Here is a 14,188-nt window from a genome sequence, read left to right on the forward strand (position 1 = left end):
CATAGCTTGTCCAATCATATATGTTTATATAAACAAATAGCACAATCTCCCTCGCGGGAGATTCGCTATTATTTGTTAGTACTAAAATCATTCGTGATAAAATCTCTAATCCCTTTTTGCTTTTCAACTTTTTTGGCATTCTTCTACAAATTTCTTATGCTGATCACATTCTCAATTTCGTTTCTAATTTTCCTGGTATTTTTTCCGGGTCGCCTCGCCTCCTCGAATATGTCGTTCGGCCTTATTGGTCTCAAGAATATGCTTTACTTCCATGGACAGCTTTTCATTTACTAGGGGTAGTCGTTCAGTCACATCTTTATGCACCGTCGATTTCGAAACACCGAAAACATCAGCCGTTTGCCTCACCGTTGCACTCGATTCCAATATGTAAGTCCCAATATCGAGCACCCGTTTGCGTATATATTCTTGCACACAGAGCCCTCCTTCGTCCACAAGCGTACTACATTTATATGCATACTCGATAAAAAAAGACATCCATAAAAGGATGTCCTCGTTTGGTAAATACTGTGTTGTTTATCTTAAGCCCACAATTTATAAATAATAGCTTACTTGGGCCTTTGCACTTCATTATCATGCCATACTTCATAATGCAGTTGCGTACGATCATTTTGTCCTTCTGCACCAGGGAAGAATCCAACCTGTCCAAGCGCCTCTTGATTCACTACTATCTCACCCTCATGCACACGAAGATTATCCACCCCCCCATAAGTGACCAACCAACCTTCGCCACAGTCTAAAGTCACTTGCTGACCTAGGATTGGGTCTAATCCTATAGAAACAACTTTCCCACCATGTGTTGCTCGGATTACTGTCCCTTCTGGTTCTGCGTAGTCCACACCGGCATGAAAGATGTAACTCTCAAGAGTTTCTGAATAATAGCTCCCTACATCGCGCAAAATTTTCCCCTGCACTGGACTGGGGAAATCATTAATACTCCAGGTTTTTTCACCCATGTCTGTCGGTTCTTGCACAAGCCTTAATCCTTCCGAGGATTCTTGAGCTTTTACAGAGCCTGGAGAAACGCCTGCCTGAGTATCCACAGTCGTTCTTTCTATCGTTTGAGTTTGCTTATCTTCTGAGACGGATTGGGCTGTCTGACTTGGTAACGTTGTTGCTCTCTCTTGGATAGAGATTGATGAGGAACTTAGATACCCTTTAAATATTATTAGACCACCCACTAAAAGAGTTGCGCTCCAGACCAAGATCCAACTTTTAGACCTTTTCCAATGGTTCACTCGACTCACCTCAAATCTAGCCTTGCCGAATGATGCAACTTTTAGACGCGTTTTCTTAATAAACCAATTCATAAATCTCTAACGCTTATATCCTAACGCCATAAGCTTTGTACCTGGATAATAATGAGCCAGAATCTCTTCAACTTTCTTATTTTTTTTAGCCAAATCATTGGCTCCCCATTGCGACATCCCTACTGCGTGCCCATTCCCATACGCAGTTATAATTAAGCGCTCAGGCTGAACAACCCATTCGATATCTGTTGAGGGGAGTCCAAGTAACGATCTCAGCTGAGTTGCGAGATATACTTTGCCTAGCAAGCGTACGCTCTTGACTCTTCCGACCGTCGTTCGGCTTAATACTTGAATATCCTCAGAATCAATTGCCTTTGGGGATCCCTTGATTCCTAATTTCTTATACAATTCTGTCGGCGTAAAACTAAAGCTTTTTATATAACGTTGCAAATTTTCTTCACCTGAACTAACATTTTGCAGATATGGACGAGGCGAACTCCACACCTCCTCAGATCGTTCGGTTGGCTTTCTTCCACTACTGCTATGATAAAAAGCATCGATATACTCTCCATTGGCAACGAGAACCTGGCTGCGCGTTTCACTCACTGCTTTTTGCAATCTGCCTCGATACCGCCAGTAATTAAACCATCCCCATTTGGCCTTCATTTGTGTGTCCGACAACCAAGCTTGGGTTTGAACCGTTGTATCAACATCATATCCAATATCTGAACTATTTTTTTGGCCTAGTCGCTTTGCTGCATAGGTTCGAGCCGCGACAGCCTGAGCTTTTAAGGCTTCAATCTCGAATTCTGCAGGCATTTCTGCAGCAACAACCCCTAAGAGATAGTCCTCCATTGCTATTTTTACTACTTCCCCGCTAGGCATTAATATACGAATTTGCACATCATCGGTTATGACCTTCTCTTTCTGCCAACGTAAGATACTCCACGGAATTACTAATACAATACAAAGCGATAATGCAATGAGCCATACCCATTCTTTTTTCATTTGATCCTCCTGCGGTACAAGCATTTTGCTTAAATCTATGCAGAAAAGATAAAGAATATGGCAGGCAAAGGGTACAAAAAGAACAAGGAATAGTTTAATCTATTCCTTGTCCTTTTTATTGCTCTATATTTTCTCATACATAATTAAGTAATTTCTAAGGATTCACCCCACTTCGCCCACTCTCTATTTCTCACGAATAATTTCAGCACCCAAACGAGATAGTTTTTCCTCTACCTTCTCGTAACCTCGATCAATATGGTGAATTCCGCGAATACCGGTCGTCCCTTCCGCGGTCAATGCAGCCAGTATCAATGCGGCTCCGGCCCGCAAATCAGTTGCCGTCACCGGTGCCGCATTCAGACGTTGTATCCCATGAACAATGGCACTACGCCCTTCGATCTTGATATCTGCTCCCATTCGCTTAAGTTCATCCACATGCATGAAACGGTTTTCGAAGACTGTTTCAGTGAATAAACCCGTACCATTTGCCCGTGTTAGAAATGCCATAAAGGGAGCTTGAAGATCCGTCGGAAATCCTGGATGAACCTGAGTTTTAATATCCACTGCATTATAGATGCCATTTCCGCTAATACGAATTCCGTCGTCTTCTTCAGACATGCGAATTCCTGCCTCTTCCATTTTGGCGATCAAAGGCTTAAGATGATCTGCAATAACATTTTGAACTAACACATCTCCGCCAGTTGCTGCTGCCATGAGAAGATAGCTGCCCGCCTCAATCCGATCAGGAATAACCGTGTGTGTGGTACCGTGAAACTCTCGAACGCCTTCAATATGAATGATACTCGTACCTGCCCCACGCACCTTGCCACCCATTTCATTCAAAAATGTTGCCAAATCCACGATTTCTGGCTCTTGCGCAGCATTTTCTATTAGAGTCGTCCCTTGGGCCATTGCGGCAGCCATCATGATATTTTCCGTAGCCCCAACACTGGGATAATCTAAGTAAATCCGAGCTCCTTTAAGCCCGTTAGACGTAACATCCAAGAACCCATGGTCCATTTTGACTTCTGCTCCTAGAGCTTCTAATCCCTTTAAATGCCAGTTTATTGGACGAGACCCAATGGCACACCCACCTGGATGGGAGATACGCACGTGCCCTTTGCGGGCCAACAGTGGACCCATGGTGACAATAGACGCTCTCATTTGAGAAACAAGGTCATATGGAGCCTCTATACAATCTATCTCACGGGCATGGATTTTCAGAGTCGAGCCCTTTCGCTCAACCTTTGAACCCAAAGCCGATATAACCTGATTCATGACATTAACATCTAACAAATCCGGAGCATCATCTAATTGAATGGGTTCAGCACATAGCAAACTTGCCGCTATAATAGGAAGTACAGCGTTTTTCGCCCCACTTACTGTGATTGTCCCTTCAAGCGGTTTGCCGCCTGTGATAGTAAGCATACTCAAATCCTAAAGACACCCCCTGTCTCTGTTTTCATTATACCTTGACTTGTATTAATTCTCTTTGTTCAGTCTTTATTCCTGCTTAAATTCGACTATTTTCCTCAAGAAGTACTTTAAAATTCTTCCAGCAAGACTGGCATGGCCAAGACAGTTTGTCCTTCAGTGTTTTTCCCCCGACTAAGCAATTGTATGTTAACAAGATCTTGACCTGCTATCACACTATTATTAAAATTGCTCTGGTATCCAGCGATGGAAACCATGTCACCCTGAAGGGCCCATTGAGAAGGCAAGGCATTTGTCTTGCTTAAGTAAGCAGCAATATCGACTAATTGAGGGACACGTTCATCCAAATAGATGTGCCCGTCGGTTTTAGCCATTTGTTGAGCCATAATAGTATACCACGAATAAAGATTACTTTCCTCGTTTTTATCGATAAGGCAATGCCCAGAAATAGTTACGGCTATGTTTCCATTTCCAGTCTTTAGCTCTTTATAGTCCCAGTTCCAATTAGGCATTGGCTTTTTTGTCCAAATTCCAAGTGGTATCTCTCCATTTTCAAACCACAATATCACGTTAACCTCAGCTTCTTCTGCCAGCACAATCTCTGAGTTTAAAAGTAAGGGTACCTCTATCTGAGAGGTCTTAAGCGTGTCTTTTGAAGGCATCCCCATATAAACGTTGTGAATGCCAAATCCGATACATAAGATACAAGCAATTAGGGAGATAATGATTATTCTAAGTAGATTCTGTTTTGACTTCGTTCGTCTATCGAGCATATAGAAGGCCTCTTTCTCATTCTATCTATAGGTTTAGCCATAGCTTTACCAAATAGTGAGAAAGCTAACATACTTTGTACTAAAAAATTTAAATATATTATAAATTAAGCAATAAATTAAAAAAGAAAAAGGGCCCAACGGGCTCTTTTTCTTATATAGTTGAAAACAATACTTAAAAAACCAAGCTTATTTTTTTCCCATTGATGCCTCAATACGTGCAGCTGCTCTTCGCAATGCATACTCCGCTCGTCGTACATCAATCTCGTTCGTACGTGTAGACAAGCGTTTCTTCGCCCGTTCTCTGGCCTCTTGGGCACGAGCAACATCGATATCCTCGCTCAACTCAGCAGTATCCGCAAGAACTATCGCGGAGTTTTCGATAACTTCAACGAACCCCCCCGCAACCGCCACTCGTTTAACAGCACCATTCAGGTTGTACCGTAAGACACCGATATCCATGCCTGCAATTAAGGGTGCGTGGTTCGGCAAAATCCCTAATTCACCTAATTCGCCAGGAATAACTGCAAACTCAACATCTTCTTTTAATACGTTTCCTTCAGGAGAGACTATGCGTAGCGAGAATGTTCCTGCCATAGCTTACTCCCCCAGTTTCTTAGCTTTTTCGACAACCTCTTCAATTGCGCCGACCATTAGAAAAGCTGCCTCTGAAATGTGGTCGTATTTCCCATCCGCAATTTCTTTAAAGCTACGAATTGTCTCTTTCAAGGGCACATACTTTCCAGGCGAGCCCGTAAATACTTCAGCAACATGGAACGGTTGTGACAAGAAACGTTGGATCTTACGAGCACGTGCAACAATAATTTTTTCTTCTTCAGAAAGCTCATCCATACCTAGAATAGCAATGATATCCTGCAATTCTTTGTACTTTTGGAGAAGTTGCTGAACTTGACGCGCAACAGTATAATGCTCTTCACCAAGCACTAATGGTGAAAGAATCCGTGATGTTGAGTCCAAGGGGTCCACAGCAGGGTAGATCCCGATTTCTGTAATGGCACGAGACAAAACCGTTGTAGCATCTAAGTGGGCAAATGCTGTTGCCGGAGCGGGGTCTGTCAAGTCGTCAGCAGGCACGTAGATAGCTTGTACAGATGTAATAGATCCTTTACGAGTGGAGGTAATCCGCTCTTGCAATTGACCCATCTCTGTTGCCAACGTGGGCTGATAACCTACGGCTGAAGGCATCCGACCGAGCAGAGCCGAAACCTCAGACCCGGCTTGCGTGAAGCGGAAAATGTTGTCGATAAAGAGCAACACGTCTTGTCCTTGTTCATCACGGAAGTACTCAGCCATTGTCAAGCCCGTTAGACCTACACGAAGACGAGCTCCAGGTGGTTCGTTCATTTGACCGAACACCATAGCGGTCTTATCGATAACGCCAGACTCTTTCATTTCGTGGTAAAGGTCATTTCCTTCACGAGTCCGCTCACCAACACCGGCAAATACAGAAAGACCACCGTGTTGTTTAGCAATATTGTTAATAAGTTCCATAATTAATACAGTTTTACCAACACCAGCACCGCCGAAGAGTCCGATCTTTCCGCCCTTAGAATACGGACATAATAAGTCGATAACTTTAATACCGGTCTCCAAAATACGGGTAGATGGCTCTTGATCTTCAAAGGCCGGAGCTGGACGATGAATTGAATAATTGGTATCGGACTTAATATCTCCAGCGTTATCAATTGGCTCTCCCAAAACACTTACCATCCGACCCAAAGTCGCGGGTCCGACAGGAACTGTAATTGGTGCACCAGTGTTAATTGCATCTATGCCCCTTTGCAGACCATCAGTCGAGGACATGGCAACACAACGTACAGTGTTGTTCCCGAGATGTTGAGCTACTTCTAAGGTGATATTAAGTTTCTGTTCAGGAACAATTACCTTAATGGCAGTATATATCGCCGGCAGTTCATCGGGCGCAAACGCAACGTCAACTACCGGTCCCAAAACTTGCAAAACCTTGCCGTTCTTCACAGGCGCGAAACCTCCTTATTGGGTTTTTCCGGCAGCTTAATCTAAAGCAGCTGCTCCGCCGACAATTTCAGATATTTCCTTAGTAATCGCCGCCTGTCGTGCTCTGTTCATAATCAGCGACAATCGGTCAATCATATCCTTGGCGTTATCTGTTGCCGAACTCATGGCCGTCATCCTAGCACCTTGCTCGCTTGCTTTTCCTTCAAGGATTGACCGAAAGATCTGTGTTTCTACATACTTCGGCAGCAGACTTGCAAGGATCTCATCAGGAGACGGTTCAAAAATATATTGTTTACTTTGTTTGCCTTCAGGCTTTTCGATCGGAAGTAGTTTGACTTGCGTAGGTTTCGCGTTAATTGCGCTTACGAATTCAGTATACATCAGATAAACCTCATCCGCTTCTCCCTGCTCGTAAAGTCGCACCACTTCCTGGGCTATTTCTTTCGCTTGATTATAACTTGGTTCATCTCCAAGTGCTACAAACTCAGCCAAAAACTCAATTTTACCGCGTCGGAAGAAATCTCGACCTTTGCGGCCTACCGTCACCAACTTAACTTCTTGCGGCGTTTCGGCAATCAAACCGGCGGTCTTCCGAATCAGGTTCGAATTATAACCTCCGCAAAGACCACGATCTGATGTTATCACCACATAAACCACCTTTTGCACAGGCCGCTTGATCAAAAGCGGATGAACCGTATCCCCAGGAACCTGTGATAGGCGTTCCAAGACCCCTTGCAATTGGTGGGCATAGGGGCGGGCAGCGTTAAGTTTTTGTTGGGCTTTCCTGAGTTTGGCCGCGGAAACCATTTTCATCGCCTTAGTGATCTGCTGCATGTTGCGAACGCTGCGGATCCGGCGACGAATATCGCGTACTCCTGCCACCTCATTCACCTACTCCTTTTTAATCTAGGCCACAAACCCCTGTTTGAATTCGTTAATTGCCTTTTCCAGAGCGACGATCATATCATTAGAGAGCGCCTTCTCGGTGCGAATTTTAGCCAACAGGTCGGCCTTCACGGAGCGCATGAAGCGCAGGTATTCTTGTTCGAATTTCCCAATTTTTTCAGCATCAATGTCATCAGTGAACCCTTTAACCGCCGCATAAATAACGACAACTTCTTCTTCAACGGGCATTGTTGCATACTGATTTTGTTTGAGAATTTCCATAGTCCGTTTTCCACGGGCCAGACGCATTTGAGTAACTTTATCCAAGTCAGATCCAAATTGAGCAAATGCTGCTAATTCACGATAGCTGGCGAGGTCCAAACGAAGCTGTCCAGCAACCTGTTTCATAGCTTTGATTTGGGCGCTACCACCTACCCGAGAAACGGAAAGACCAACGTTGATTGCTGGCCGGAAGCCGGCGTTAAAGAGGTCTGACTCCAAAAAGATCTGACCATCCGTAATGGAAATAACGTTCGTAGGAATATAGGCCGAAACGTCACCTGCTTGAGTCTCAATAATCGGAAGTGCCGTCATTGAACCTCCACCAAGGTCATCAGACAACTTCGCTGCACGTTCCAACAAACGAGAGTGGAGATAGAAAACGTCTCCAGGGTATGCTTCACGTCCTGGTGGGCGTTTAAGGAGCAGTGAAAGTTCACGGTAAGCAACCGCTTGTTTGGAAAGGTCATCATAAATGATCAATACATGCCTGCCATTATACATAAACTCTTCACCCATAGCAGCCCCGGCATAAGGAGCAATAAAGACCATTGGTGAAGGCTCAGAAGCAGTAGCGCATACGACAATTGTGTATTTCATAGCATCGTTTTCTTCTAATTTCTGAACCACGCTGGCAACTGTCGACGATTTTTGTCCTACAGCTACGTAAATACAAATCATGTCTTGACCTTTTTGGTTAATAATCGTATCGATCGCTACAGCAGTTTTACCAGTTTGGCGGTCACCAATAATTAATTCCCGCTGACCACGACCAATTGGAACCATAGCATCAATCGATTTAAGACCAGTTAGCATCGGTTCACTCACGGATTTACGTGCAATAACACCTGATGCTGGGGATTCAATCGGACGGAACTTATCCGTTACGATCTCCCCTTTGCCATCAATGGGTTGACCAAGAGCATTAACAACGCGGCCAATCAAAGGCTCGCCGACAGGAACTTCCACAATCCGTCCTGTTCTCTTGACTTGATCTCCCTCTTTAATCCCTGTAAAAGGTCCTAGAATAACGCAACCAATATTGTCTTCTTCAAGATTCATTGCCATGCCATATACGTCACCTGGAAATTCTAGGAGCTCTCCGGCCATGGCCTTCTCTAAACCGTATACACGGGCAATTCCGTCTCCAACCTGGATAACTGTTCCGACATCTACGATATCAACAGCTGTATCATAGCGTTCAATTTGTTGTTTGATAATGGAACTAATTTCTTCTGGACGCAAGTTCATCCTGTTATTTCACCCCTACTTCCTGAGGTTTATCTGAGGTTCTACGCAAATCCCCACGCATTCTGTTCAAAGCGTGAGCGATGCTCCCATCAATCACGCTGTCTCCCACCTGTATAAGAATTCCACCAATGAGTTCAGCTCGAACTTCGCTAATAATACGGACGTCTTTCCCCGTCTTACGTCCTATGGCCTGTTTTAGATCGTCAAGTTGAGAAGGGCTCAGAGCAACGGCACTGGCCACTTTAGCTTCCACAACTTTCCGTGCCTCATCCGCTAACCGAGTAAACTCACGTTGAATGAACGGTAATAGGTTTTCCCGTTTCCTATCAATCAATAGATAGAGGAAATGACGTGTCGTGGCACCAAAGTCTTCTCCCAGCAACTTATCCATGACGGATTTTTTCTCCTTCAAGGAAATATGCGGATGAAGCAGGATTCCTTTAACCTCTTCATTTTCCTCCACCAATTTTGTAAGTTCACGCAAGTCATTGTCAATTGGATCAAGAGACGTCTCCGAGGCAATACTAAACAAGGCCTGAGAATACCTACGAGCCAGTGCCCCATTTATCATTGCATTTCCCCTACCTCTTGAATGAATTGCTCAATGAGTTTTCCTTGACCTTTCATGTCAAGCTTTTGGCGAATGATTTTTTCAGCTACTAAAACTGACAAATCTGCAACTTGTGCTTTGACTTCAGAAATTGCTCGATCGCGTTCGCGTTCAATATCTGCTAAAGCGGATTTCTTGATTTTTTCTGCCTCTTCATGAGAAGCTGCTAAAATTTCATTCGCCCGAGCTTCGCTAACCTTTGTAGCCTTGGCAATCACTTCTTGAGCTTCCTGACGTGCTTTACGCATTTCTTCTTGGTATTCGCGTTTAATTTGATCTGCCTGTTTGCGTTCATTTTCCGCCTGAGCAAGCATCGATTCAATGCGACTCCGCCGTTCTTCCATCATTTTCATTAACGGACCCCAAGCTTTTGCACTGAGCAGCCAAACGAGCAAAAGGAACGAAATTATCATTACCACAAGCGTATAATCAAATTGAATAGGATTCCCACCCAATGGTCTACCCCCCCCTCGAGTATGATAAAACGTTGGAATGATTTTTTTCAAGGGGGAACTTTCGTTCCCCCTTGAATTTAAGATGGGTCTAGTCTTTGCCCATCACGCAAACTTACTTTGTGAACATGAGAAGAAGGGCAAGTACCCAAGTTAACAGTGGTAAGGCCTCGATCAAGCCGACACCGATAAACATGGTGGATTGTAAGGATGCTTTGGCCTCAGGTTGGCGGGCGATACCCTCCAGAGTTTTAGTAACAACACTACCATTACCAAGCGAAGCTCCAAGGGCTGCTAATCCAGCAGCAAGTCCTGCACCTAACGCAGCTGCAGCAGACACGTCCATAGGATTTCCTCCTTTCTTATTTGCAATAGATTGTAAGTATTATTCCCTCAGCGAGCTTTAAGCACACTGAAAACTAACTGATGTATTAATGGTCCGTTGAGACGGCTTGAGATATATAAGCCGTGGTCAACACCGTGAACACATAGGATTGAATGGCTCCGATAAAAATACTAAAGGCCAACCATACTACCATTGGAGGAATTCCTCCCAGAACCGATTTCCCAGGAAGCATAAGGATAACCTTAATTAGAATTTCACCGGCAAAGATATTACCAAATAGACGAAAGGCCAGTGTCATTGGCTTCGAAAGCATGTCAATGATGTGAATGATTGAGAACACCTTAAAGGGCTCAATAAAATGATGGAAATAATGGAGTCCTTTGTGCTTAACCCCTAAGCCAATAACCATACTAATAGTTAATAATGCTAGGGCCATTGTAACGTTAATATCCGCTGTAGGTGACGACAAAACCGGTCCCTCGAAAATCTTGTTCAACTGGGCAAATTCTATGTGGAAATGTTCAAATAAATTAAGCGAAAAGTTTGGGATAAGGCCAAGCATATTGGAAAAGAACACAAACGTAATCAACGTTAGCAAATACCCCAGAATTGGACGTCCCTTTTCGTGTCCCATATTGTCACCAACAAGGTTACTAACAAAATCGACAATCCATTCCAAAACGTTCTGCATTTTACCAGGTTTACCACTCGTTAAATTACGGACCCCTGAAAAAACGAACACAATAATTAAAAACATCGTAATCCACGTCATCATCAAGGTTCTCGCATGAAAGGTCATGTTTCCCAAATGCCATAAAACTAATTCTTCATGCACTTCTTTTATCACCCCTTTCTCCATGAAGTTTGTGTATTGCAACGGTGATGAATGATATTATCACCCCTGTAGCAATCCCTAAAGCTAAACTAAGTAGCCATTTTGACTGGAAGCGGGCCACTGCAGCAACCACGAGGGTCACCATGCCCAATCGAGCCACAAGGCTTCGACGCATCCGCTTAAGTGCTGAATGAATATCAAGCTCAGAACTTCGCTGTGTCTCGTTATAAATCCACACTGTATAGCCAAAACCTACCCAGTAACCAATTAAACCACCAAGAAAAGCCTGTCGACCCGTCAATGCTACCGCAATCAATATACAGGACGTTCCACTCAATAAGGCAATAAAGCTACTTCTAATCATCGGATACTCCAAATTTCTTTAAAGTGATCACTAGGTAGCTCCCCCCGAGTACCAAACCACTTAACATTAAGATTATGGTCAACCATGGTTGTGTTCCCATGCGGTCATCTAAGTAACGCCCTAATAGGAATCCTCCCCCGACTAACCCCGCTAACGATGTCGCAATACTGGAACCGATTTCAAATCCTTTCTGCCAGCCTTTTTGGTTCCTTGCCATTTTCATTCTTTCCTTTTCTATATGTACTAAGGTAAATGTATTCGCGAAGCAAATCTAAATTCCTGCTCATTCTACAATTAAAACTGACAATTCAGTATTTATATTTCCAATAACTTTTTACAATTTTCTCTTATTTATTTAATTCTAACTTACTATACCACAACTTTGTACTATTATGTACAGCATTGTTTAATTTTATCACCACGCTCACTTTCCTTCGATAATCTTAGCAATACGTTTCGCAGCATGTCCATCGCCGTATGGATTAGTCGACATTGCCATTTTATGGTAGGATCTTTGGTCCCCAATAAGGTGCTTTAATTCCGAAAATACTTTCTCATACTCAGTCCCCACAAGTAAAACTGTCCCCGCCGCTACTGCTTCCGGGCGTTCTGTAGTATCTCTCACAACAAGAACTGGTATACCAAGTGAAGGTGCTTCCTCCTGAATTCCTCCTGAGTCGGTCAAGATTATATACGATCGTGCCATAATATTTACAAATGGCTCGTAGTCCATTGGTTCTATCAGATTAACTCTCGGATGAGATCCTAAAACTTCAGTGACCACTTTCCGAACCTCGGGATTTTTATGAACTGGAAAGATAATGTATGTGTCCGGGAATAACTCTAGCGTACTCTTCAATGCTTGATAAATTTGACGCATCGGTTCACCAAGATTTTCTCTGCGATGCGTTGTGACCAGAATCATTCGTGATTTTTCACCCTGTTTGAGGATCGTTTGAATGTGAGGGTCCAAAAAAACATACTCTGGTTTCACTGTATCTAACAAAGCATCAATCACAGTATTGCCTGTTACAAAAATCTTTTCTGGTGCAACGCCTTCAAGCAAGAGGTTCCTCTTCGCCGTTTCAGTAGGGGCGAAATGCAAATCTGTCAGCGCACCAGTTAGCTTACGATTCATCTCTTCAGGAAAAGGCGAAAACTTATTTCCCGTACGTAGTCCGGCTTCGACATGCCCAACAGGAATTTGTGCATAAAATGCAGCAAGTGCGGCTACAAATGTCGTTGTTGTGTCCCCATGTACCAGCACAAGGTCAGGAAGTTCACTTTGAAAAATCTCTTTAAGCCCCGCAAGTGCCTGAGTAGTAATTTCAGTTAACGTTTGCCCCTGCTTCATGAGGTCTAGATCAAAATCTGGAACCATGTGAAATAACTTCAAAACTTGATCTAACATCTCACGATGCTGAGCTGTCACAGTAACTTGACAGAGAATTGACTCTTGCTGCCCAAGTGCTCTGATCACTGGAGCCATTTTTATAGCCTCCGGGCGTGTACCAAACACTACCATCACTTTTTTTCGGTTTTGCACGGCTTTACTCCCTTCGATTAAATGCCAATCACTTGCTTCACAATTTATGGCTTCTCCTCCGCAAACTGCACTAACTCTAATCCTGCTTCTTTTGCCATTGCCGCTGCAAGCTGATCTGGATAGGAATGAGTATAGACAACTCGCCTTATCTCAACATTAATTAATAACTTTGTACATAATACGCAAGGTTGATGGGTCGTATAAAGGTCAGCCCCTGCAATCGCGACCCCGTGCTTCGCCGCTTGTACCAATGCATTTTGTTCTGCATGCACAGCACGGCAGATCTCAACGCGTTCCCCGGAGGGAACGTTTAAGGTCTGCCGTAAACAACCAACTTCATCACAGTGCAGGAGTCCCGCAGGACTCCCGTTATACCCTGTACTCAGAATTTGCTTATCCTTGACTATTACCGCCCCAACCTGGCGGCGCAGACAAGTCGATCGCCCAGCAACTACTTCTGCCATCTGCATAAAATAACTGTCCCAACTCGGCCGCTTACCCTGGTTCATCATTTCGTCCCAAACAACCGATCACCTGCATCACCAAGGCCCGGTACAATATAACCGTGTTCATTTAATCGCTCATCCACTGCCGCGACAAATATATCAACGTCAGGGTGCGCGTTTTGCACGGTTTTAATTCCTTCTGGGGCGGCAATCAGGCACATCAATTTAATGTTTTTAGCGCCACGATCTTTCAAGAACGTAATGGCAGCGGACGCAGAACCACCGGTTGCCAACATAGGGTCAATGACAATAAGATCGCGTTCTGCAATATCATTGGGCAACTTGCAATAATATTCTACTGGTAATAGGGTCTCTGGATCCCGATAAAGGCCGACATGTCCAACCTTAGCCGCCGGAATCAAGCGAAGCATTCCATCAACCATTCCTAACCCAGCGCGCAGGATTGGTACCAAACCAACTTTCCGACCGGCAATCACATTGGCTTTTGCTAATGCGACCGGTGTTTTAACCTCAATTTCCTGAAGGGGAAAATCACGGGTAACCTCATAGGCCATCAACATCGCGACTTCCTCCACAAGTTCCCTAAATTCCTTTGAACCTGTCTTCTCATCTCGAATAAGGGATAACTTGTGTTGAATTAGAGGATGATCAAGAACTTGAAGCTTTGTCATGGTT

At 44.0% G+C, this 14,188-nt stretch carries 18 protein-coding genes; all 18 read right to left on the bottom strand.

Annotated elements, in window-relative coordinates:
* Positions 1-183 precede the first annotated feature (183 nt).
* The 18 genes from spoIIID to upp all read right to left on the bottom strand — a co-directional run bounded on the left by spoIIID (position 184) and on the right by upp (position 14,184).
* Positions 184-432 (bottom strand): sporulation transcriptional regulator SpoIIID, encoded by a 249-nt coding sequence (gene spoIIID, locus DSBG_RS02340; protein WP_009619498.1) that lies wholly within the window; start codon positions 430-432, stop codon positions 184-186.
* 134 nt (positions 433-566) lie between these two features.
* A complete protein-coding gene (locus DSBG_RS02345; RefSeq protein WP_083236689.1) occupies positions 567-1,328 on the bottom strand; it encodes a M23 family metallopeptidase in 762 nt (253 codons plus the stop codon).
* Positions 1,329-1,334: 6 nt separating this feature from the next.
* Positions 1,335-2,276, bottom strand: coding sequence for a stage II sporulation protein D (gene spoIID, locus DSBG_RS02350; protein WP_068962626.1), 942 nt, complete (start codon positions 2,274-2,276; stop codon positions 1,335-1,337).
* Between the two features lie 183 nt (positions 2,277-2,459).
* Positions 2,460-3,710 (bottom strand): UDP-N-acetylglucosamine 1-carboxyvinyltransferase, encoded by a 1,251-nt coding sequence (gene murA / locus DSBG_RS02355; protein WP_068962627.1) that lies wholly within the window; start codon positions 3,708-3,710, stop codon positions 2,460-2,462.
* Between the two features lie 110 nt (positions 3,711-3,820).
* On the bottom strand, positions 3,821-4,483 hold the full coding sequence (locus DSBG_RS02360) for a hypothetical protein (protein ID WP_068962628.1): 663 nt from the start codon (positions 4,481-4,483) through the stop codon (positions 3,821-3,823).
* Positions 4,484-4,669: 186 nt separating this feature from the next.
* Positions 4,670-5,077 carry a F0F1 ATP synthase subunit epsilon gene (locus DSBG_RS02365; RefSeq protein WP_068962629.1) on the bottom strand — a complete coding sequence of 136 codons (408 nt, stop codon included), beginning with the start codon at positions 5,075-5,077 and terminating at the stop codon, positions 4,670-4,672.
* A 3-nt stretch (positions 5,078-5,080) separates the two neighbouring features.
* Positions 5,081-6,478: a F0F1 ATP synthase subunit beta gene (atpD, locus tag DSBG_RS02370; RefSeq protein ID WP_068962630.1), complete on the bottom strand. Its 1,398-nt coding sequence runs from the start codon at positions 6,476-6,478 to the stop codon at positions 5,081-5,083.
* A gap of 36 nt (positions 6,479-6,514) precedes the next feature.
* Positions 6,515-7,360: an ATP synthase F1 subunit gamma gene (gene atpG, locus DSBG_RS02375; protein ID WP_068962631.1), complete on the bottom strand. Its 846-nt coding sequence runs from the start codon at positions 7,358-7,360 to the stop codon at positions 6,515-6,517.
* A 24-nt stretch (positions 7,361-7,384) separates the two neighbouring features.
* Positions 7,385-8,893 (bottom strand): F0F1 ATP synthase subunit alpha, encoded by a 1,509-nt coding sequence (atpA, locus tag DSBG_RS02380; RefSeq protein ID WP_068962632.1) that lies wholly within the window; start codon positions 8,891-8,893, stop codon positions 7,385-7,387.
* A 4-nt stretch (positions 8,894-8,897) separates the two neighbouring features.
* A complete protein-coding gene (gene atpH, locus DSBG_RS02385; RefSeq protein WP_068962633.1) occupies positions 8,898-9,464 on the bottom strand; it encodes an ATP synthase F1 subunit delta in 567 nt (188 codons plus the stop codon).
* Positions 9,461-9,958 (bottom strand): F0F1 ATP synthase subunit B, encoded by a 498-nt coding sequence (gene atpF, locus DSBG_RS02390; protein ID WP_068962634.1) that lies wholly within the window; start codon positions 9,956-9,958, stop codon positions 9,461-9,463. The genes atpH and atpF overlap by 4 nt, the downstream gene beginning before the upstream one ends.
* 112 nt (positions 9,959-10,070) lie before the next feature.
* Positions 10,071-10,301: a F0F1 ATP synthase subunit C gene (atpE, locus tag DSBG_RS02395; protein WP_009619510.1), complete on the bottom strand. Its 231-nt coding sequence runs from the start codon at positions 10,299-10,301 to the stop codon at positions 10,071-10,073.
* 85 nt (positions 10,302-10,386) lie between these two features.
* Positions 10,387-11,100 carry a F0F1 ATP synthase subunit A gene (atpB, locus tag DSBG_RS02400; RefSeq protein WP_242877387.1) on the bottom strand — a complete coding sequence of 238 codons (714 nt, stop codon included), beginning with the start codon at positions 11,098-11,100 and terminating at the stop codon, positions 10,387-10,389.
* 28 nt (positions 11,101-11,128) lie between these two features.
* Positions 11,129-11,500 (bottom strand): hypothetical protein, encoded by a 372-nt coding sequence (locus DSBG_RS02405; RefSeq protein WP_068962635.1) that lies wholly within the window; start codon positions 11,498-11,500, stop codon positions 11,129-11,131.
* Positions 11,493-11,717 carry an AtpZ/AtpI family protein gene (locus DSBG_RS02410; protein WP_068962636.1) on the bottom strand — a complete coding sequence of 75 codons (225 nt, stop codon included), beginning with the start codon at positions 11,715-11,717 and terminating at the stop codon, positions 11,493-11,495. Before DSBG_RS02410 ends, DSBG_RS02405 begins: the two co-directional genes overlap by 8 nt.
* Before the next feature lie 207 nt (positions 11,718-11,924).
* On the bottom strand, positions 11,925-13,025 hold the full coding sequence (wecB, locus tag DSBG_RS02415) for a non-hydrolyzing UDP-N-acetylglucosamine 2-epimerase (protein ID WP_207647208.1): 1,101 nt from the start codon (positions 13,023-13,025) through the stop codon (positions 11,925-11,927).
* Positions 13,026-13,090: 65 nt separating this feature from the next.
* Positions 13,091-13,555 (bottom strand): deoxycytidylate deaminase, encoded by a 465-nt coding sequence (locus tag DSBG_RS02420; protein WP_068962722.1) that lies wholly within the window; start codon positions 13,553-13,555, stop codon positions 13,091-13,093.
* Positions 13,555-14,184, bottom strand: coding sequence for a uracil phosphoribosyltransferase (upp, locus tag DSBG_RS02425; RefSeq protein ID WP_068962638.1), 630 nt, complete (start codon positions 14,182-14,184; stop codon positions 13,555-13,557). The genes DSBG_RS02420 and upp overlap by 1 nt, the downstream gene beginning before the upstream one ends.
* Between the last annotated feature and the right edge of the window lie 4 nt (positions 14,185-14,188).

The sequence above is a fragment of the Desulfosporosinus cupriresistens genome (assembly GCF_001707885.1).
Classification (GTDB): Bacteria; Bacillota; Desulfitobacteriia; order Desulfitobacteriales; family Desulfitobacteriaceae; genus Desulfosporosinus.

Coding starts and splice junctions, on each gene's coding strand:
- DSBG_RS02345 (WP_083236689.1), bottom strand. CDS start 1,328: ATGAATTGGTTTATTAAGAAAACGCGTCTAAAAGTTGCATCATTCGGC.
- spoIID (WP_068962626.1), bottom strand. CDS start 2,276: ATGAAAAAAGAATGGGTATGGCTCATTGCATTATCGCTTTGTATTGTA.
- DSBG_RS02360 (WP_068962628.1), bottom strand. CDS start 4,483: ATGCTCGATAGACGAACGAAGTCAAAACAGAATCTACTTAGAATAATC.
- DSBG_RS02365 (WP_068962629.1), bottom strand. CDS start 5,077: ATGGCAGGAACATTCTCGCTACGCATAGTCTCTCCTGAAGGAAACGTA.
- atpA (WP_068962632.1), bottom strand. CDS start 8,893: ATGAACTTGCGTCCAGAAGAAATTAGTTCCATTATCAAACAACAAATT.
- atpH (WP_068962633.1), bottom strand. CDS start 9,464: ATGATAAATGGGGCACTGGCTCGTAGGTATTCTCAGGCCTTGTTTAGT.
- atpE (WP_009619510.1), bottom strand. CDS start 10,301: ATGGACGTGTCTGCTGCAGCTGCGTTAGGTGCAGGACTTGCTGCTGGA.
- atpB (WP_242877387.1), bottom strand. CDS start 11,100: ATGACCTTTCATGCGAGAACCTTGATGATGACGTGGATTACGATGTTT.
- DSBG_RS02405 (WP_068962635.1), bottom strand. CDS start 11,500: ATGATTAGAAGTAGCTTTATTGCCTTATTGAGTGGAACGTCCTGTATA.
- DSBG_RS02410 (WP_068962636.1), bottom strand. CDS start 11,717: ATGGCAAGGAACCAAAAAGGCTGGCAGAAAGGATTTGAAATCGGTTCC.
- wecB (WP_207647208.1), bottom strand. CDS start 13,025: ATGGTAGTGTTTGGTACACGCCCGGAGGCTATAAAAATGGCTCCAGTG.
- DSBG_RS02420 (WP_068962722.1), bottom strand. CDS start 13,555: ATGAACCAGGGTAAGCGGCCGAGTTGGGACAGTTATTTTATGCAGATG.
- upp (WP_068962638.1), bottom strand. CDS start 14,184: ATGACAAAGCTTCAAGTTCTTGATCATCCTCTAATTCAACACAAGTTA.